The 19741-nt window shown below is 73.3% G+C and carries 16 protein-coding genes and 1 pseudogene; 10 read left to right on the forward strand and 7 right to left on the reverse strand.

Annotation, left to right across the window (positions count from 1 at the left end; translation table 11 throughout):
* Positions 1–219 (reverse strand): annotated as a pseudogene (locus UW392_RS60785) (SGNH/GDSL hydrolase family protein); the annotation flags it as partial.
* A gap of 227 nt (positions 220–446) precedes the next feature.
* Between UW392_RS60785 and UW392_RS60790 the strand changes: the two are divergent.
* Positions 447–887 carry a DUF6278 family protein gene (locus UW392_RS60790; RefSeq protein WP_320784099.1) on the forward strand — a complete coding sequence of 147 codons (441 nt, stop codon included), beginning with the start codon at positions 447–449 and terminating at the stop codon, positions 885–887.
* 195 nt (positions 888–1082) lie between these two features.
* Here UW392_RS60790 and UW392_RS60795 read toward each other — a convergent pair whose 3' ends face one another.
* Together UW392_RS60795 and UW392_RS60800 are read right to left on the reverse strand one after the other, a co-directional pair.
* Positions 1083–2654 carry a CocE/NonD family hydrolase gene (locus tag UW392_RS60795; protein ID WP_320784119.1) on the reverse strand — a complete coding sequence of 524 codons (1572 nt, stop codon included), beginning with the start codon at positions 2652–2654 and terminating at the stop codon, positions 1083–1085.
* A gap of 222 nt (positions 2655–2876) precedes the next feature.
* A complete protein-coding gene (locus UW392_RS60800) occupies positions 2877–3626 on the reverse strand; it encodes a hypothetical protein (RefSeq protein ID WP_320784100.1) in 750 nt (249 codons plus the stop codon).
* A 123-nt stretch (positions 3627–3749) separates the two neighbouring features.
* On the opposite strand from UW392_RS60800, the gene ggt reads away from it, so the two are divergent.
* Positions 3750–5564: a gamma-glutamyltransferase gene (gene ggt, locus UW392_RS60805; RefSeq protein WP_320784101.1), complete on the forward strand. Its 1815-nt coding sequence runs from the start codon at positions 3750–3752 to the stop codon at positions 5562–5564.
* Positions 5565–5567: 3 nt separating this feature from the next.
* On the opposite strand, the gene UW392_RS60810 is transcribed toward ggt, so the two are convergent.
* Entirely contained in the window at positions 5568–8123 is a 2556-nt protein-coding gene (locus UW392_RS60810) for an ATP-dependent Clp protease ATP-binding subunit (RefSeq protein ID WP_320784102.1), read from the reverse strand.
* Positions 8124–8483: 360 nt separating this feature from the next.
* Here UW392_RS60810 and UW392_RS60815 point away from each other — a divergent pair, with 360 nt between their 5' ends.
* Genes UW392_RS60815 through UW392_RS60830 form a run of 4 tightly spaced genes read left to right on the forward strand, consistent with a single transcriptional unit; the run spans position 8484 to position 13126 of the window.
* The gene (locus tag UW392_RS60815; protein ID WP_320784103.1) at positions 8484–9326 is read left to right on the forward strand and encodes a nitrilase-related carbon-nitrogen hydrolase; all 843 of its coding nucleotides are present in this window, start codon (positions 8484–8486) and stop codon (positions 9324–9326) included.
* A gap of 44 nt (positions 9327–9370) precedes the next feature.
* On the forward strand, positions 9371–10654 hold the full coding sequence (locus UW392_RS60820; protein WP_320784120.1) for an aspartate aminotransferase family protein: 1284 nt from the start codon (positions 9371–9373) through the stop codon (positions 10652–10654).
* 34 nt (positions 10655–10688) lie between these two features.
* Positions 10689–12092, forward strand: coding sequence for a dihydropyrimidinase (hydA, locus tag UW392_RS60825; RefSeq protein ID WP_320784104.1), 1404 nt, complete (start codon positions 10689–10691; stop codon positions 12090–12092).
* 14 nt (positions 12093–12106) lie between these two features.
* The gene (locus UW392_RS60830; protein ID WP_320784105.1) at positions 12107–13126 is read left to right on the forward strand and encodes a TIGR03842 family LLM class F420-dependent oxidoreductase; all 1020 of its coding nucleotides are present in this window, start codon (positions 12107–12109) and stop codon (positions 13124–13126) included.
* 29 nt (positions 13127–13155) lie between these two features.
* Here UW392_RS60830 and UW392_RS60835 read toward each other — a convergent pair whose 3' ends face one another.
* The gene (locus UW392_RS60835) at positions 13156–13833 is read right to left on the reverse strand and encodes a hypothetical protein (RefSeq protein WP_320784106.1); all 678 of its coding nucleotides are present in this window, start codon (positions 13831–13833) and stop codon (positions 13156–13158) included.
* Between the two features lie 159 nt (positions 13834–13992).
* Between UW392_RS60835 and UW392_RS60840 the strand changes: the two genes are divergently transcribed.
* The 3 genes from UW392_RS60840 (at position 13993) to UW392_RS60850 (ending at position 16940) form a co-directional block, all read left to right on the forward strand.
* On the forward strand, positions 13993–14850 hold the full coding sequence (locus UW392_RS60840; RefSeq protein ID WP_320784107.1) for an inositol monophosphatase family protein: 858 nt from the start codon (positions 13993–13995) through the stop codon (positions 14848–14850).
* An 81-nt stretch (positions 14851–14931) separates the two neighbouring features.
* Positions 14932–16383: an NAD(P)/FAD-dependent oxidoreductase gene (locus UW392_RS60845; RefSeq protein WP_320784121.1), complete on the forward strand. Its 1452-nt coding sequence runs from the start codon at positions 14932–14934 to the stop codon at positions 16381–16383.
* Positions 16380–16940 carry an O-acetyl-ADP-ribose deacetylase gene (locus UW392_RS60850; RefSeq protein WP_320784108.1) on the forward strand — a complete coding sequence of 187 codons (561 nt, stop codon included), beginning with the start codon at positions 16380–16382 and terminating at the stop codon, positions 16938–16940. Before UW392_RS60845 ends, UW392_RS60850 begins: the two co-directional genes overlap by 4 nt.
* Here the strand turns inward: UW392_RS60850 and UW392_RS60855 are convergent.
* A complete protein-coding gene (locus UW392_RS60855; RefSeq protein WP_320784109.1) occupies positions 16921–17397 on the reverse strand; it encodes a pyridoxamine 5'-phosphate oxidase family protein in 477 nt (158 codons plus the stop codon). The genes UW392_RS60850 and UW392_RS60855 overlap by 20 nt on opposite strands.
* A gap of 57 nt (positions 17398–17454) precedes the next feature.
* Positions 17455–17937, reverse strand: coding sequence for a respiratory nitrate reductase subunit gamma (locus UW392_RS67220; protein WP_414497606.1), 483 nt, complete (start codon positions 17935–17937; stop codon positions 17455–17457).
* Between UW392_RS67220 and UW392_RS60865 the strand changes: the two genes are divergently transcribed.
* Positions 17824–19542, forward strand: coding sequence for a GAF domain-containing protein (locus UW392_RS60865; RefSeq protein WP_320784110.1), 1719 nt, complete (start codon positions 17824–17826; stop codon positions 19540–19542). The genes UW392_RS67220 and UW392_RS60865 overlap by 114 nt on opposite strands.
* Positions 19543–19741 lie beyond the last annotated feature (199 nt).

The raw sequence follows: 19741 nt of genomic DNA on the forward strand, positions 1-19741 counted from the left end.
CCAGCCGGCGGCCGCCAGGGCCCGGGCCGACAGGGAGTTGCCCGCGCCGTCGAAGTCCGCCGCGCGGGGGCGCCGGTCGTCGCTGACCGCGCGGTTGTCGAAGTACCGCTCCAGCGGCAGCGCCCGGGCCGCCGCGGGCACGGCCCCTGCGGACGTGACCGGCACGGTCGCCGTCAGCAGGCCGAGCACGACCGCCGCACCCCACACACGTCGGAGCACTCCGACCCCTCTCCCGTCACCCGCGCTTCGCCACGTCACCGCGACCGCCGGGGCGGCCGTCGCGCCCTGTGAACGTAAGGAGTCGTCAGGAGGCCGTCAACGAGGCGGCGGCGAACGGCGCACGCGTCCGGCGGCACACGCCGCGCCGGACCCCGCGCCGGCCGCACGCGCGCGGCGGTCGAGCGCGCCTGTGGTGCGGGGAGCGGTCCCAATGACACGCTGGCCGTATGAACATCTCTTTCCTGGGCAACTGGCGCAAGAAGCAAGGGCCCGCCCTCGGTGTCGCGGTGTTCTCCGAGGGTCCGGCCGAGCACGGAGGACTCACCGACCTCCTGGCCGAGTGCGAGCTCATGCGTTCGCAGGCGTACGCGGCGGGGGTCGAACTCGACGACACCGCCGCCTCGTTGACGGCGCTGGACCAGCTCGTGCCGCGCTGGCGGGACGACGAGGAGCTGCTGCCCTGGCTCGGGAACGACGCGGGGCTCTATCTCGGGACGGTCATGGTGCGCACGGTACCGGGCGCCGGGTGGGTGCTCGGGCCGAACGGGCAGCCCGTCGTGCGGCTCGCCTCGGGCCGGGAGATCGACGTCGTCGCCGCGGGACACGAGTGGGCGGTGACCGGGGCGCCGGAGCTGTCCTGGCTGTACGCCGAGGTGGCGGAGGGGTAGCGGTTCGAACACCCCTCCGCCCGCCGTCGGGGCGTCGACTACGATGAGCCGTTCAGCCCTGTGCGGGCCGGGACCCTCGAAGGCGTCCCGGCCGTACCAGGGCGTCGCTGCCCGGTGGGGTCTTCCGCGGCCTAGGAGTCTCGTGGGGGAGAGCAGCGGCTCACAGGGCCAGGCCCGTCCGGCGGCAGCCGGAGATCACTGCTCGCGCAGCGGTACCGCCAGGTAGGACGGATCGTGCGACGGCGAGGAGAAGGTCAGCTGCGCGCCGGTCGGGTTGTGCTCGATGTAGAGCGGGTCGACCGTGTCGACGACCAGGGCGAGCCGGTGCCCGGCCGGGACGTCGTAGGCCGTGGAGAACAGCTCCAGGTCCACGCCGAACGGGCGGCCCGGAGCCTGCCCGTGGAAGGTGTACGGCGCGCTGCTGACCAGCTTGCCGAGGCCGAGCGGGCCCACGTCGTACAGGTAGGCGACGAGGGTGCCGCTCGACTCGGTGCTGGTGAGCGTGGTGTGCAGCTCGGCGGTGCCGCGCACCTGTTGGGCGCTCGCGTACCGCTCCGACTGCCACACGGCGGCGTAGCGGCGCGGCAGCAGGGGGATCGACGCCGTCGGGGGTACCCGGACCAGCTGGTCGAGGAGGCTGGAGAGGAAGAGGACCCCGCCGTCGGCGCCCGAGTTGACGTTCGCGTGGATCGTCGTGGTGCCGGCCAGGTCGATCTTCCGGCCGGTCGCGCCGACCGACTTCCAGTCCGGGTAGCCCTCCCAGGCGCCGGTGGAGCGGGACTTGAGCCGGACCGGCTGCTCGCGGTCGACGCCGTTGGCCTCGCCCTTGAGGTGGAAGTCGAGCCAGCGCCCGGTGTCGGTCCACACGTCGTTGGGCAGGCCGAGCAGTCCGGTCGCCTCGGCGGTGGCGTGGTCGCCGGGGCGCAGCGCGAGCCGCTTGGGACCGGTCAGCTCCTCGAAGAAGTCGGCGTACTGGTTGGGCGGGAAGATGGAGTCGCCCCAGGCGTTGGCGAGCATGACCGCCGTGCCGTTGGCGTTGATCCGGTCGACGTAGGTGGCGGGGGAGCGCTTCGCCCCCCAGTCGATCATCTCCTGCTCCGCGTCCAGGTTCGAGCCGAGGAAGTCCTCGATGACCTGTTGGAGCTCGGCGCTCGGCCGGCCGGTGAGCTGCCCGGAGCCGGCCAGCAGGGCGGCCGCCTGGGCGTGCTGGGTGCGGCCCGAGTAGATCGACTCGATGAGGTCGGCCCAGCCGCTGAGCGCGGCCACGGCCTTGACGCGCTCGTCGTGCGCGGCGGTGAGCAGACTGATGCCGGCGCCGTACGAGACGCCCGCCATGCCCACCTTGCCCGGGTCGGACGGGGTGTTGGAGAGCGCCCAGTCGATCACCTTGGAGGCGTCGGCGATGTCGGGCGGTCCTGCCACCTCGATGGAGCCGCCGGACTGCCAGAAGCCGCGCACGTTGTACCCGACCACGACGTAGCCGTCCTCGGCGAGCTTCTTCGCCTGGGCCAGGTACTCGATCTGGGGCAGGCCCCAGCTCGTCGGCAGCACGACGAGCGGGTGGGTGCGGGAGCCGTCGGCGCCGGGCGGTGTGACGACGTTGGCCTTGAGGACCGTGCCGCCGTCGCCGGCGATGTCGACGAAGCGGACCGCGGGGGCGGCTGCTGCGGCGGCTGCGGGGGTGCCGGCCTGGGCGGCCGGGGCCAGACCGGCCATCGTCCCGGCGGCCAGCGTCGCCGAGACGGCACCGACGGCGGACGTGCGCAGGGCGTTGCGTCTGTTGCGACCGTGCCCACCCGTCGCCCGCCGCCGCCCTGTTCGAAGGCGCTTCGCGCCTCTTGGATCCACGGGTCACTCCTCACTCGTGTCAGTGCAAAGTGACCCGAAGGTAACCGCGGCTTCTTACCGCGGGTAACCCGCCGGTAAGTTACGTGCGGGTAACGATTGGCGATGTACGCTCCCACCTGTGCCTTCCGGCCCGGCAGTGGCTCACGGGGCGGCGCGGTGGGAGGTGCGGGCCGGGGGCGTCGGCAGCGGGGACTGGGCCACCCGCGTCACGTCCGCGACGAGATCGACGACGTCGGGCCCGTACGCCTGCGAGTTGAGCACCTTCAGCAGCAGGACGAAGGAGCCGTTGCCGTGCTTGCGGGCGAGGCGCTCGTGGTGGCGGGCGAGGTAACGGGTGGCCGCCTGGTTGGTGATGGCCCGCTGGCCGCAGAAGAGGAACACCGGCCGCGACAGGCCCGCGGTGATCCGGGCCAGCAGGACGTACTCCGTGACCCCCGACTCCAGGCGGTACCGCTCGCCGCCTATCTGGAAGGCGCCCCGCTCCGGGCCGGGCTCGGGGTCGATGTTGACCCGAACGCCCGGCAGCATGGCGGACATGTGGGCGAGCATCCGCCGGTTCGACCCCGGCCCGCCCACGCAGAACTCGGTGCGCTCACCGAAACCCTGACGGGCCGTGTCCTGGGTGATGACGTCGGCGTGCGCGTTGCAGTCCTTGATCAGCGCCGACAGCTCCAGGAGCGCGAACACGTCGTAGCGGTGCACCGCCAGCTCGGGACTGCCCGCGTCGCGGTTGACCACCAGCAGCGACTCGGAGTGGTCCGGCAGCCCGAAGAACGCCTGCTTGCGCCGGAGTCTGCGCTTCCACAGATAGGTGCGGGCGACCCAGCCCAGCGAGGCGCTGAGGCCCGCCGCGATCACGCCCAGGACGATGTTGCGCACGTCGTCAGTCATGGGCGCGCATGCTAGCGGGCGGCCCCGGCATGTGATCGTGGTGATCCTGACGGGACCATGGCAACCGGGTTACGCTGCGCGGACGGTCAGGCCGAACCGGCACCACACTGCCTGGAGGTACGGATGCATCGCCCTGTCGCACGCAGGCTCGCGGTCCTGGCGGTCTCGGCCGCCGTGGTGTCGGTGGGGGCGGCGGCGCCACCGCCGGCCGGGGAGCGGGCGGGCGGGAAGCCCGGGTACGAGAAGGTGCCGGTGGCCGTCGGTCACGGCGGCGCGGTCTCCAGCGTGGACGCGGACGCCTCCGCCGTCGGCATCGAGGTGCTGCGCAAGGGCGGCAACGCCGTCGACGCGGCGGTCGCCACGGCCGCGGCCCTCGGCGTCACCGAACCGTACTCGGCGGGCATCGGTGGGGGCGGCTACTTCGTGTACTACGACGCGAAGTCCCGTACGGTGCGCACGATCGACGGCCGGGAGACCGCGCCGCTGACCGCCGACGAGGACCTGTTCGTGGAGGACGGCGCGGCGATTCCCTTCGCCGAGGCCGTCAGCAGCGGGCTCAGCGTCGGTACGCCCGGCACCCCCGCCACCTGGCGGGCGGCGCTGGACAGCTGGGGGAGCCGCGGGCTCGGCACCCTGCTGAAACCCGCCGAGCGGCTCGCGCGGGACGGGTTCACCGTCGACGAGACGTTCCGCTCGCAGACCGCGTCCAACGAGACCCGCTTCCGGTACTTCCCCGACACGGCCGAGCTGTTCCTGCCGGGCGGTGAGCTGCCGGTGGTCGGCTCCACCTTCAAGAACCCGGACCTCGCCCGTACGTACGCGGAACTGGCCCGCAAGGGCGTCGGCACGCTGTACGAGGGGCGGCTGGCCGAGGACATCCTGGACACCGTCAACGAGCCGCCCGTGGACCCGGACTCCGGGCACGAGGCGCGCCCCGGTGACCTGTCGCCGAAGGACCTGGCGACCTACCGCGTCGAGCGCCAGGCGCCCACGAGGACCTCGTACCGCGGCCTCGACGTCTACTCCATGGCGCCCTCGTCCTCCGGCGGCACGACGGTCGGCCAGGCGCTCAACATGCTGGAGCGCACGGACCTCTCCGAGGCGAGCGAGGCCGAGTACCTGCACCGCTTCATCGAGGCGAGCCGCATCGCGTTCGCCGACCGCGGGCGCTGGGTGGGCGACCCCGCCTTCGAGGCCGTGCCGACCAGGGAACTGCTGTCGCAGCGGTACGCGGACGCCCGCGAGTGCCTGATCAAGGACGACGCTGTGCTCACCAGCCCGGTGGCGCCCGGCGACCCGCTCCACCCGGGCCGCTGCCGGGCCGGCGGCACGCCCGCGCCGACGACGTACGAGGGTGACAGCACCACCCACCTCACGGTCGCCGACAAGTGGGGCAACGTCGTCTCGTACACCCTCACCATCGAGCAGACCGGCGGCAGCGGCATCACCGTCCCCGGGCGCGGCTTCCTCCTCAACAACGAGCTGACCGACTTCTCCTTCACCCCGGCGAACCCGGCCGTCCACGACCCGAACCTGCCGGGCCCGGGCAAACGCCCGCGCTCCTCCATGGCACCGACGATCGTGCTGGACGAGCACGACCGGCCGGTGGTGGCGCTCGGCTCGCCGGGCGGCGCGACCATCATCACCACCGTGCTGCAGACGCTGACCGGCTTCGTCGACCGCGGGCTGCCGCTGGTCGACGCGATCGCCGCGCCGCGCGCCAGCCAGCGCAACGCGGCCACCACGGAGCTCGAACCGGGCCTGTGGAACAGCCCGCTGCGGGGCGAACTGGAGGCCGTCGGCCACGCCTTCCGGCAGAACCCGGAGATCGGCGCGACGGCGGGTGTCCAGCGCCTCCCCGACGGCAGGTGGCTGGCCGCGGCGGAGACGGTACGCCGCGGGGGCGGCTCCGCGATGGTGGTGCGCCCGGGACGGTAGGGGTCAGGGGCGGCCCGTCGGAGGTGTCGTGCGGAACGTCAGGCGGTCGTCCTCGACGTCCGCCTCCACCCGGCTGCCGGGGGTGAGCCGCCCGTCGAGGAGCAGCCGGGACAGGGGGTTGTCCACCTCGCGCTGGATGGTGCGGCGCAGCGGGCGGGCGCCGTACTCGGGCTGGTGGCCGTGGCGGGCCAGCCAGTCGACGGCCGGCCCGGTGATGTCGATCGTGACGTCCTGCGCGTGCAGCCGGCGCCGGGTGCGGTCGAGCAGCAGATCGGTGATGCGGCGCAGCTGTTCCGCGGTGAGCTGCCGGAAGACCACGATCTCGTCGATGCGGTTGAGGAACTCGGGCCGGAAGTGCTCCCGCAGCGGGCGCAGGATGCGCTCCCGGCGCGCCTCCTCGTCCGCCTCGGCGCCGCCGCCCGCCGCGAAGCCGAGGCCGCCGCCGCGCCGGGTGATCAGGTCGGAGCCGAGGTTGCTGGTCATCACGATGACGGTGTGGGTGAAGTCCACGGTGCGGCCCTGGGAGTCGGTGAGCCGCCCGTCGTCGAGGACCTGCAGCAGGATGTTGAAGACGTCCGGGTGGGCCTTCTCCACCTCGTCCAGCAGGATCAGCGAGTACGGGTGGCGGCGCACGGTCTCGGTGAGCTGCCCGGCGTCCTCGTGGCCGACGTAGCCGGGCGGGGCGCCGACCAGCCGGCTGACGGTGTGCCGCTCCTGGTACTCGCTCATGTCCAGGCGCACCATCCGCTCCTCGCTGCCGAACAGCGCCTCCGCCAGCGCGCGGGCCAGCTCGGTCTTGCCGACGCCGGTCGGGCCGAGGAAGAGGAAGCTGCCGATCGGGTGGTCGGGACTGGCCAGCCCGGCGCGCGAGCGCAGCACCGCCTCGGCGACGGCGCCCACCGCCTCCTCCTGCCCGATCACCCGCTGGTGCAGGTGCGCCTCGAGGCCGAGCAGCCGCTGCTTCTCCTCCTGGGTGAGGCGGCTGACCGGGATGCCGGTGTGCCGGGACACCACCTCGGCGATGTCCTCGGCGGTGACCTCCAGGTGCTGTCCGTCGTCGGCCCGCTCGTCGCGCCCGGCGGTCATCCGCTCCTGCAGCCCGCCGATGCGGTCGCGCAGCCGCCCCGCCTCCTCGTACCGCTCGCCCTCGACCGCCAGGTCCTTGTCCCGGGTGAGCTGCTCGATCTCGCGCTCCATCGCCCGTACGTCCGAGCCCTTGGTGCGGGAGCGCAGCCGCACCCGGGCGCCCGCCTGGTCCACCAGGTCGATGGCCTTGTCCGGCAGCTGCCGGTCGGTGAGGTGGCGGTCGGACAGCTCCACGGCCGCCGTCAGCGCCTCGTCGGTGTAGCGGACCTGGTGGTGGGCCTCGTAGCGGTCGCGCAGCCCGCGCAGGATCTCCAGCGCGTCCGGGACGGACGGCTCGGGCACCAGGATCGGCTGGAAGCGGCGGGCCAGGGCCGCGTCCTTCTCGATCCTGCGGTACTCCACCAGCGTCGTGGCGCCCACGACGTGCAGCTCGCCGCGGGCCAGCGCGGGCTTGAGGATGTTGCCCGCGTCCATGCCGCTGGTCTCGCCCGCGCCCGCGCCGACGACGGTGTGCAGCTCGTCGATGAAGACGACCAGCTGGTCGGAGTGGGCCCTTATCTCGTCGACGATCTTCGTCAGCCGTTCCTCGAAGTCGCCGCGGAACCGGGTGCCGGAGACGACACCGGCCAGGTCCAGGGCGACGACCCGGCGGCCGGTGAGGATGTCGGGCACGTCGTCGTCGGCGATGCGCTGGGCGAGGCCCTCCACGATCGCGGTCTTGCCCACGCCCGCCTCACCGATCAGGACCGGGTTGTTCTTGCCGCGCCGGGAGAGCACCTCGACGGTCTGCTCGATCTCCTCCTCCCGCCCGATGACCGGGTCGATGCGGCCCTGCCGCGCCAGGTCGGTGAGGTCGCGGCCGAACTTGTCCAGGGTCGGGGTGGAACTCTGCCGCGGCTGCTCGGCACGGGAGCGCTCACCGCCCGGGGCCGACGGCTCCGGGGCCTCGGGCGGCAGCTTGGACGGCGAGAACCGGGCGGCGTTGAGGATCGCCCCGGCGGCCGAGTCCGGGTTGGCGACCAGCGCCGTCAGGACGTGCTCGGGGCCGATGTGCCCGGCGCCGCCGGCCCGGGCGAGCTCGTGGGCGTCCAGCAGGGCCCGCTTCGCCGCCGGCGTCAGGGCGAGCGAGGACGGCGACGGCGTCCCGCTCCCGCGGTGGTCGGCGGGGCCGCTCCGCTCGTCTATCTGGCCGGCCAGCGTGTCGGGGTCCGCGCCGGCCCGGCTCAGCAGCTTCCGCGTGGGCTCGGCGGCCACCGCCGCCCGCAGCAGGTGCTGGGTGTCGAGGTCGGTGCTGCCGTGCTCGGCCGCGTACGTCGCCGCGTCCGCCACCAGCTGCCGCGCCTCCCGGCTCATCAGCCGTCCGATGTCGGCGTGCTGGGGGCGCTGCCCGGCGAAGAAACGGGCGAGGAGCGCCGAGAGCTCCGAGAAGGGGTCCGAGCCGTAGCCCTGCGGACCGGTGTACCCGCTCGTCATGGCCATCCGTTCCAGGTGCCCGGGGCCCGGGGCGGGGCCGGGAGCACCCTTGCCGATCGACGTGCTCGTTCGGCACGCGGGTGCCCTGTCGGCCCACTGGTTACACACGGCGCCGTGCGCACCCGGGTGCGCGAGCCCGTGCGCGGGCGGCGCGCGCGGCCGGGGCGTCACCCGCAGGGGTGGAAACGTGATCGACTCCGAAGGTTGACGGCGACGGTCTTGCCCAGTCCGTCGGCGAGGCTTACGTTCGAGCCTCTACCGCCTGTGTCTACGGGCGTAGAGGCGGCTGTGCCGTGCCCATGCCGTGCCCGAGTTCCCGTGCCGCCGGTTCCGTGACGTATCCGTCGAAGGAGCAGCTCCATGGCCGACGTCGTACGCGCCGCTCTGGTCCAGGCCACCTGGACGGGCGACACCGAGTCCATGATCGCCAAACACGAGGAGCACGCCCGCGAGGCCGCCCGGCGGGGCGCCCGCGTCATCGGCTTCCAGGAGGTGTTCAACGCTCCCTACTTCTGCCAGGTCCAGGAACCCGAGCACCACCACTGGGCCGAACCCGTGCCGGACGGGCCGACCGTCGGCCGGATGCGGGAGCTGGCCCGGGAGACCGGCATGGTGATCGTCGTGCCGGTCTTCGAGGTGGAGGGTTCCGGCTTCTACTACAACACCGCCGCCGTGATCGACGCCGACGGCACCTACCTCGGCAAGTACCGCAAGCACCACATCCCGCAGGTCAAGGGCTTCTGGGAGAAGTACTACTTCAAACCGGGGAACCTCGGCTGGCCCGTCTTCGACACCGCCGTGGGCAAGGTCGGCGTCTACATCTGCTACGACCGCCACTTCCCCGAGGGCTGGCGGCAGCTCGGCCTGAACGGCGCCCAGCTGGTCTACAACCCGTCCGCCACCTCGCGCGGCCTCTCCGCCCACCTGTGGCGGCTGGAGCAGCCCGCGGCGGCCGTCGCCAACCTGTACTTCGTGGCCGCGATCAACCGCGTGGGCCGCGAGGAGTACGGGGACAACGACTTCTACGGCACGAGCTACTTCGTCGACCCGCGCGGCCAGTTCGTGGGAGAGGTGGCGAGCGACAAGGAGGAGGAACTGCTCGTCCGCGACCTCGACCTCGGCCTCGTGGAGGAGGTACGGCAGCAGTGGGCGTTCTACCGCGACCGACGGCCCGACGCGTACGAAGGACTGGTGAAGCCGTGACCGAAGCCACGCCCGGGACCGGGACCGAAGCCCGTCCCAGGACCGTGACCGGTGGCCTGCTGGGCCGCCACAGGGCCGTCCTCCCCGACTGGCTCGCCCTCTACTACGCCGACCCCCTGGAGATCACCCACGGGGAGGGCCGTCACGTCTGGGACGCCGACGGCAACCGCTACCTCGACTTCTTCGGCGGCATCCTCACCACGATGACCGCGCACGCGCTGCCCGAGGTCACCAAGGCGGTCGCCGAGCAGGCCGGGCGCATCGTCCACTCCTCCACGCTCTACCTCAACCGGCCGATGGTCGAACTCGCCGAGCGCGTCGCCCACTTGTCCGGCATCCCGGACGCGCGGGTCTTCTTCACCACCTCCGGCACCGAGGCCAACGACACCGCGCTGCTGCTGGCGACCACGTACCGCCGCAGCAACCAGATCCTGGCCATGCGCAACAGCTACCACGGCCGTTCCTTCAGCACCGTCGGCATCACCGGCAACAAGGGCTGGTCGCCCACGAGCTTGTCGCCCCTCCAGACGCTGTACGTGCACGGCGGCGTCCGCACCCGTGGCCCGTACGCGCACCTGAACGACGCCGACTTCGTCGCGGCCTGCGTCGAGGACCTGGAGGACCTCCTCGGCCACACCCGCCCGCCCGCCGCGCTCATCGCCGAACCGGTCCAGGGCGTCGGCGGCTTCACCGCACCGCCGGACGGCCTGTACGCGGCCTTCCGCGAGGTCCTGCGGGAGCGCGGGGTGCTCTGGATCTCCGACGAGGTGCAGACCGGCTGGGGCCGCACCGGCGACCACTTCTGGGGCTGGCAGGCACACGGACAGAACGGCCCGCCCGACCTGCTCACCTTCGCCAAGGGCATCGGCAACGGCATGTCGGTCGGCGGGGTCGTCGCCCGCGCCGAGATCATGAACTGCCTGGACAGCAACTCGATCTCGACCTTCGGCGGCACCCAGATCACCATGGCCGCGGGGCTCGCCAACCTCACCTACCTGCTCGAACACGATCTGCAGGGCAACGCCCGGCGCGTCGGCGGGCTGCTCCTCGCCCGGCTGCGGGCGATCGCCGCCCAGGTCCCCGCCGTACGCGAGGTGCGCGGCCGGGGCCTCATGATCGGCATCGAGCTGGCCCGGCCCGGCACGGACGAGGCCGACCCGGACGCGGCGGCCGCCGTGCTGGAGGCGGCCCGCGCGGGCGGCCTGCTGATCGGCAAGGGCGGCGGCCACAACACCAGCGCCCTGCGCATCGCCCCGCCGCTGACCCTCACCGTCGCGGAGGCGGAGGAGGGCGCGGACATCCTGGAGGACGCCCTCAGGAGCCTGTAGGACCCGGTGGAGAAGGAGTGAGGGGAGCAGGAGCATGAGCCGTACCGTGATCCGCGGTGGTCTCGTCATCACCGCGTCCGACGAACTGCACGCCGACGTCCTGATCGAGGACGGCCGCATCGCCGCCCTCGCCACGAGCGGCACCCCCGCCGCCACGTCCTGGACGGCGGACCGCGTCATCGACGCCACCGGCAGGTACGTCGTCCCGGGTGGTGTCGACGCGCACACGCACATGGAACTGCCGTTCGGCGGGACCTTCGCCTCGGACACCTTCGAGACCGGCACCCGCGCCGCCGCCTGGGGCGGCACCACCACGATCATCGACTTCGCGGTGCAGGGTGTCGGCCGCCCGCTGCGCGAGGGCCTGGACGCCTGGAACGCCAAGGCCGACGGCAAGTGCGCGATCGACTACGGCTTCCACATGATCGTCTCCGATGTGAACCAGGAGACGCTGAAGGAGCTGGACCTCCTGGTCGAGGAGGGGGTCACGTCGTTCAAGCAGTTCATGGCCTACCCGGGGGTGTTCTACTCCGACGACGGGCAGATCCTGCGCGCCATGCAGCGCTCCGCCGACAACGGCGGCCTGATCATGATGCACGCGGAGAACGGCATCGCCATCGACGTCCTCGTCGAGCAGGCGCTGGCCCGCGGCGAGACCGACCCCCGCTTCCACGGCGAGGTCCGCAAGGCCCTCCTGGAGGCCGAGGCCACCCACCGCGCCATCAGGCTCGCCCAGGTGGCCGGTGCGCCCCTGTACGTGGTCCACGTCTCGGCGACGGAGGCGGTCGCCGAACTGGCCCGCGCCCGTGACGAGGGCCTGCCCGTCTTCGGCGAGACCTGCCCCCAGTACCTCTTCCTCTCCACGGACAACCTCGCGGAGCCGGAGTTCGAGGGCGCCAAGTACGTGTGCTCCACACCCCTGCGCCCGCGCGAGCACCAGGCCGCCCTGTGGCGCGGCCTGCGCACCAACGACCTCCAGGTCGTCTCCACCGACCACTGCCCCTTCTGCTTCACCGGCCAGAAGGAACTCGGCCGCGGCGACTTCTCCAAGATCCCCAACGGTCTGCCGGGCGTCGAGAACCGCATGGACCTGCTCCACCAGGCCGTCCTCGACGGGCACCTCTCGCGCCGCCGCTGGATCGAGGTCGCCTGCGCGACCCCGGCCCGCATGTTCGGCCTGTACCCGAAGAAGGGCACCATCGCGCCGGGCGCCGACGCCGACGTCGTGATCTACGACCCGCGCGCCGAACAGGTCATGTCCGCCCGGACCCACCACATGAACGTCGACTACTCGGCGTACGAGGGCCGGCGCGTCACCGGACGCGTCCAGACCGTCCTCTCCCGCGGCGAGTTCGTCATCACCGACCGGGAGTTCACCGGCCGCGCGGGCCACGGCGTCTACACCCCCCGCTCCACCTGTCAGTACCTCGACCAGTGACCAGGAGGGGCGTCATGGACCTCGGACTCGTCCTGCAGACCGACCCGCCCGCCTCGCGGGTGATCGACCTGATGCAGCGCGCCGAGCGCAACGGCTTCCGGTACGGCTGGACCTTCGACTCCGCCGTCCTCTGGCAGGAGCCGTTCGTCATCCACAGCCAGATCCTGGCGAACACCTCACGGCTGACCGTCGGCCCGATGGTCACCAATCCGTCCACCCGCACCTGGGAGGTCACCGCCTCCACGTTCGCCACCCTCAACGACATGTTCGGCAACCGCACCGTCTGCGGGATCGGCCGCGGCGACTCGGCGATGCGCGTCGCCGGCCGCAGGCCGAACACCCTGGCCCGCATCAGCGGGGCCATGAAGGTCATCCGGGCGCTCGCCCGCGGCGAGGAGGCCGACCTGGACGGTACGGCGGTCCGCCTGCCGTGGGTGAAGCCCGGCGCCGAGCTCCCCGTCTGGATGGCCGCGTACGGTCCGAAGGCGCTGCGGACGGCCGGTGCGGAGGCCGACGGGTTCATCCTCCAGCTCGCCGACCTCTACCTCACCGAGTACATGGTCAGGACGGTCAAGGACGCCGCCGTCGCCGCCGGACGCGACCCGTCCGAGGTGACGGTCTGCGTGGCCGCGCCCGCCTACGTGACCGGGGACGACTCGCCGGGGGCGCTCGCCCACGCGCGCGACCAGTGCCGCTGGTTCGGCGGCATGGTCGGCAACCACGTCGCCGACCTGGTCGCCCGGTACGGCACGGACGGGGGAGCGGTCCCGCGGGAGCTGACGGAGTACATCGAGGCCCGCGAGGGCTACGACTACGCGCACCACGGGCGCAGCGGCAACCCGGACACCCGGTTCGTGCCGGACGGGATCGTCGACCGCTTCTGCGTCCTGGGACCGGTCGAGCGGCACATCGAGAAACTGACCGCGCTGCGCGAGCTGGGCGTGGACCAGTTCGCCGTGTACGCCATGCACGACGCGCAGGAGGCGGTGATCGACGCGTACGGCTCCGCGGTGATCCCCGCCGTGGGCCCCTGATCCCGGCGCCCGTCACCGCCCGGGGCCGGTCAGCGGGCGTCGTCCAGCGCCGCCACCGCCTCCTTGGCGGCCGCGATGGCGCCCTTGTTGACCGTGTCCGCGGAGGGGGCCTTCTTGCTCTCGAAGTCACTGCCGTTGTAGGTGACGAGGACCAGGGCGTTGGAGGCGCGCACGATCACGACACCCTCGCGGGTCTGCTGCCCGTCCGCGGTGCCGAGGTTCACCACGGAGTACGCCTCGTCACCGAGTCCGGGCACCGCGCCGCCGCCGTCCTTCTCCCCGGTGCGCTCCGCGTAGGCGGTCCCGGCGTCGGCGTCGGACTTCCTGATCTCGTACGAGACGTCGAGCCAGCGGTAGTCGTAGTCCTCGAGCGCGTTCCAGGAGCAGGTGCGGCGCACGGACTCGTCGGTGGACGGTATCTCCTCGCCCGCCGCCTCGGCGCCCGGTACGAGGGCCGTGACCGTCTTCTTCGCGAGGGCGGCGCACGGGTCGGGTGCCGTCGGGAACGTGCGGGTCGCGGCCGACGCGGACGGCGCGGAGGGGGAGGCCGAGGCGGTGGCGGAGGCCGTCTCCGGCCGCTGCGCCGCGTCCTGACCGGTGGCCCCGTCGGCGAACGGACCGGAGGTCATCGCCCAGCCCCCGCCCGCGAGCAGGGCGACCGGCAGCAGGCGCGCGGTGAGGGCGAGCGGCAGAGGAAGATCACGCACGGTGTACTTCCCGGGAGTCGGTGCGGAGGTGTCCGCAGGGTGGTGGGGGACGCCAGTCTCACATGACTCCCTGTGAGGCGGAAGGGAGAACTCGTTCCGTCGCCGGGCGGTCACCGGGGTTCCACGTCCGCTGTCGGAGGGCCGTGATCTGATGGAGCCATGTTCGAAGACTCGGAAGACACGGGAGCAGCCGTCGAGGCGTTCCTCGCCCGGCACGTCGCCGACGTCGAGGAGGCCGTCCGCAAGGCCGCCGCGACCGAGATCATGCCCCGCTTCCGGCAGCTCGCCGCGCACGAGGTGGACCAGAAGAGCGGGCCGCACGACCTGGTCACGGACGCCGACCGCAAGGCCGAGCTGTACCTGACCGAGGCGCTGCCCGCGCTGCTGCCCGGCTCGGTGGTGGTCGGCGAGGAAGCCGTGCACGCCGACCCGGCGTCGTACGGGGCGATACGCGGCGGGGCGCCCGTCTGGATCGTCGACCCGGTCGACGGCACCCGCCAGTTCGTCCACGGCAACACCGGCTTCTGCACCCTGGTCGCGCTCGCGCAGCACGGCGTCGTCCGCGCCTCGTGGACCTACGCCCCCGCCCTCGACCGGCTCGCCGTGGCCGTCCGCGGACAGGGCGCCCTCCTCGACGGCGCACCCCTGCGCGCGGGCTCGCCCGAGCCGGGCCGTGACCTGGTGGTGGCCACCTCCCACCCGGACTACACGACCCCGGAGCAGAAGCGCGCCCTGCTCGGCCTGCGCACCGAGGGCGTCGCCCCGCGCGTGTGCGGCTCGGCCGGCCTCGAGTACCTGAACGTCGCCCGCGGCGCGCTGGACGCCACCGCCTTCAACTGGGAGGCCGCCTGGGACCACGCCGCCGGCCTGCTGCTGGTGGAGGAGGCCGGCGGCGCCCATCTCACGCGCGCGGGCAGGCCGTTCGACATCACGGGCGGCAACACCCTGCCGTTCACCGCGGCGCGGGACCGGGCGACGGCCCGCCGGGTCGTGGAGCTGCTGGCGGAGGGCGTCTGACCCGGGGGACGGTCCCCGGCATATCCTGATCCCGAGTGACCATCGGCCGACGGCTGACGAAGGAGTCCGAAGGTGCCGGCGATGCTCGACGCGGTCGTGGTGGGGGCGGGCCCCAACGGACTGACGGCTGCCGTGGAACTGGCCCGCCGCGGCTTCTCCGTGGCCGTCTTCGAGGCGTGCGCCACCGTCGGCGGGGGCGCCCGCACCGAGGAGCTCACGCTGCCGGGCTTCCGGCACGACCCCTGCTCGGCCGCGCACCCGCTCGGCGTCAACTCGCCGGTCTTCCGGACGATGCCGCTGGACCGGTACGGGCTGGAGTGGCTCCACGCCGACCTACCGATGGCCCACCCGTTCCCCGACGGCACGGCCGCGGTGCTGTCGCGGTCGGTCGCCGAGACGGCCGCCTCGTTCGGCCCGCGCGACGCGGGCACCTACCGCAGGCTCGTCGAGCCCTTCCTGCCCCGCTGGGACACCCTGCTGCGGGACTTCATGTCGCTGCCGTCGACCGCGCTGCCCCGCGACCCGGTCACCCTCGCCCGCTTCGGCCTCACCGGACTGCCCCCCGCGACCTGGCTGATGCGCCGCTTCCGCGAGGAGCGCGCCCGGGCCCTGTTCTCCGGTCTCGTCGCCCACGTCATCGCGCCCCTCGACGGCCCCGCCACCGGCGCCGTCGGCCTGGTCTTCGCGCTGGCCGCGCACGCCCGCGGCTGGCCCGTCGTCCGCGGCGGCTCCCAGTCCCTCTCCGACGCGCTCGCCGCGTACCTGAGGGACCTCGGCGGCGCCGTCCACACCGACTACGAGGTCAAGCGGCTCGACGACCTGCCGCCCGCGCGCGCGTACGTCTTCGACACCTCGCCCGCCGCCCTCGCCCGGATCGCGGGCTTCGGGCACCACTACGAGTCGTACCGCTACGGCGCGGGTGTCTTCAAGATCGACTACGCGCTGGACGGCCCCGTGCCGTGGACGGCCGAGGAGGCCCGGAGGGCGGGCACCGTGCAGGTCGCCGCCGACCGGGCGGAGATCGCCACCGCCCTGCACGCGGTCGCGCGCGCGGGCCGCGCCCCGGACACGCCCTTCCTGATCACCGTGCAGCCCAGCGTGGTCGACCCCACCCGGGCCCCCGACGGCAAGCACGTCTTCTGGGCGTACGGCCACGTCCCGAACGGCTGGTCCGGCGACCTCACCGACGCGATCGAACGCCAACTGGAGCGCTTCGCCCCGGGCTTCCGCGACCGCGTCCTGGCCCGCGCCACCGCGGGACCGCCGCAGCTCGCCGCCCGCAACGCCAACTACGTCGGCGGCGACATCGCCTGCGGCGCCGCCTCGGGGCTGCAGCTCCTGCTCCGCCCCCGGCCGACCCTCCTCCCGTACGGCACCCCGCACCCGGCGGTCTTCCTCTGCTCCTCCGCCACCCCGCCGGGCCCCGGCGTGCACGGCATGTCGGGGCACAACGCGGCCAAGGCGGTCTGGCGGCACCTGCGCCGCACACCCGCCGGCCGGGCGGCAGGGGAGCGGCAGGAGGAGCACGCATGACCGCCCTCACCCTCGTCCGGGGCGACATCACCCGGCAGTCCGCCGACGCCCTCGTCAACGCGGCGAACTCCTCGCTCCACGGCGGCGGGGGCGTCGACGGCGCCATCCACCGCCGGGGCGGCCCCGCCATCCTCGCCGAGTGCCGCGAGCTGCGCGCCGCCCTCCCCCAAGCTCTCGGCCCCGCTCGAGCAGGGGGTACCCCCACCGGCAAGGGCCTGCCCACCGGCCAGGCGGTCGCCACGACGGCCGGTGACCTCCCCGCGCGCTGGGTCATCCACACGGTGGGCCCGGTGTACTCGCCCACCGAGGACCGCTCCGACCTGCTCGCCTCCTGCTACCGCGAGTCCCTGCGCGTGGCGGACGGACTCGGCGCCCGTACGGTCGCGTTCCCCGCCGTCTCCACGGGGGTCTACCGGTGGCCGCTGGAGGACGCCGCGCGCATCGCGGTGGAGACCGTACGGGCCGCTAAGACGCAGGTCGAGCAGGTCACGTTCGTCCTGTTCGACGAGCGGGCCCACGCGGCCTTCGACGAGCAGCTCAGGCACCGCCCGAAGTGACGCCGGGCTCGTCCACGGCGGTCAGCCGGATCCCCGTGACCAGGTCGGGATGGATGCGGACCGCGTAGTCCATGGTCTGTTTCACCCAGGGGTGCAGCAGCGCCCGGTACCGGGCCATCTCACGCGGATCGGTGATGAGGCGGGCGTACCCGGTGACGACCACGCTCCACCCGAGGTGGGTGACCGGGTCGATGGCGTCGGCCTCGTAGGCGACGACGACGCCGGAGCCGGCCGCGTGCCGGGTGTGCGAGGTCAGGGCCGAGCCCTCGTGGGTGCGGATGACGACATCGCCGTCGTCGAGGACGTGGTTGACCGGGCGGATGGTCGGGAGCGCGCGCCGGGTGAACACGATCCTGCCCAGGGAGACGCTGCCGAGCAGCCGCAGGGCTTCGCAGCTGTCGAGTGCCACGCTCTGCCGGGGACCGGCGGTGGCCTGCGGGGCGCTGTTGACCGTCATGGTGGTGTCCGTAGGGTTCGTCGCTCGGTGCGGGACCGGTGGCCGGGGGCCGGTGGGTCAGTTCATTGGACGGCTCGCGGGGAGGGAGGCGGTAGGGCCGTTCGGCCCTCGCCGCCGGTGGACCAGGTACGGGCGGACGAGGTAGCCGATCGGCGCGCTCCACACGTGGACGAGCGGGGTGAACGGCCAGGCGGCGAGGGACAGGACGCCGCTGAGGGCGTGCAGCCGGAACGGCAGCGGCGCCCCGCTGACCGCCTCCGGCTGCGGCTGGAGGACGAAGGGCCCGCGGAACCACACGGAGAGGCCCTCGACCGCCCGGCCGCCGCTCCACCTCGTCCTGTAGCGTCCGTGTTCGACGGACCGTTGCCGTGACGGGTCGAGGACGGATCGGCCGGCGGCACGTCGAGGGGATGCGGAGGATCGCCGGTGGGAAGCCCCGAGGAGGCCCGGGTGCGGCTGCCTCAGCTGCGGCTGGACGACCTGCTGGAGGAACTGCAGGCCCACCTGGACGCGGCCCGCGGGACGCGCGACCGGGTGCACAGCCTGCTGGAGGCGGTCCTCTCGGTCGGCCGGGAGCTGGACCTGGAGCAGGCGCTGCGCGGCATCGTGCAGGCCGCGGCGGTGCTGGTGGACGCCGAGTACGCGGCCCTGGGCGTGATCGAACCGGGCGGCAAGCGGCTGTCGGAGTTCCTCACGGTCGGGATCACCGAGGAGCGGACCGCCGAGATCGGCCCCTACCCGGAGGGACACGGCATCCTCGGGGAGCTGATCCGCCACCCTGAGCCGCTGCGGCTGGCGAAACTCTCCGCGCACCCCGCCTCGTACGGCGTCCCGCCCCACCACCCGCCGATGAACACCTTCCTCGGCGTCCCGATCCGGGTGCGGGACCAGATATTCGGCAACCTCTACCTGACCGAGAAGCGCGGCGGGGCACAGTTCGACGAGGAGGACGAGTCGGTGCTGTCCACGCTGGCCGTCGCGGCGGGCGTGGCCATCGACAACGCCCGCCTGTACGAGGAGTCCCGGCTGCGCGAGCGCTGGCTGCGGGCGAGCGCGGAGATCACCCACAGCCTGATGTCCGGCAGCGACCGCAGCGAGGTCCTCGCGCTGATCGCCGAGCGGGCCAGGGAGATCACCGGCGCGGTGCTGGCCGTGGTGGCGGTGCCCATGGCGGACACCGACTCCCTCACGGTGGAACTGGCCGTCGGACACGGGGCCGAGGCGCACCGCGGGCTGGTCCTGCCCGCGGACAGCGGTCTGATCGGTGAGGCGTTCTCCCGTGCGGTCCCCGTCTCCAGCCCGGACGTCTCGTGCGACGACCGCGTCCCGGCCGGGCCGCCGCGCTTCACCGGTCTCGGCCCGGCCGTGGCCGTCCCCATCGGCACCGGGGACGGCGTACGGGGTGTCGTGCTGCTGGTGCGGGAGACGGGCCGGACGGTGTTCTCCGAGAAGGAGACCGGACCGCTGCTGGGCTTCGCCGCGCAGGCCGCGGTGGCGCTGGAACTCGCCGAACGGCGCCGGGACGCGGAGCAGATCGCGGTGCTCGAGGACCGCGACCGGATCGCCCGGGACCTGCACGACCTGGCGATCCAGCGGCTGTTCGCCACCGGTATGACCCTGCAGAGCGCGGGCCGCTTCATCGAGCACCCGGGGGCCTCGGAGCGCGTGCTGCGGGCGGTGGACGACCTGGACGAGACCATCAAGATCATCCGGTCGACCATCTTCGGACTGCGCTCGCGCGACGACGAGGGCACCGCGCCCGGCCTGCGGGCCCGCGCGGTGCGGGTGGTCGGCGAGGCCGCGCCGGTGCTGGGGTTCGCGCCAGGTGTGCGGATGGAGGGGCTGCTGGACACCCATGTGTCCCGGGAGATCGCCGACCACGTGGTGGCCGTCCTCGCCGAGGCCCTGGCCAACGTCGCCCGGCACGCGCGGGCCGCCCGTGCCGCGGTCGTGCTGGAGACCGACGGGCGCACCGTACGGCTGACGGTGTCCGACGACGGCGTGGGCATCCCGGACGGCGGCCGCCGCAGCGGTCTGCGCAACATGGCGGAGCGGGCCCGGCAGCTCGGCGGCGAACTGGAGCTGGCCGCCCCGCCCGACGGCGGCACCACCCTGGTGTGGCGGGTGCCGGTCACGGACCGCTAGACCCACGCCCTCCGCCGTACCTCCCCGATCGGGACCTTCGGCCCTCCCCGCCCGGGGACCGTTCGGCCCTGTCGGCCGGCTCCGCCTCCGATGAGCATGAGGGGCAGCCGGGAAGAACCACCGCTTCCCCCGTGTGTCATCCGGTCCTTCCCGGCTCGTGAGTTCGGTACCAGAGGTGGAGGTCGCGTCCAGGTGGACG

The sequence above is a fragment of the Streptomyces sp. CRN 30 genome, assembly GCF_034105845.1.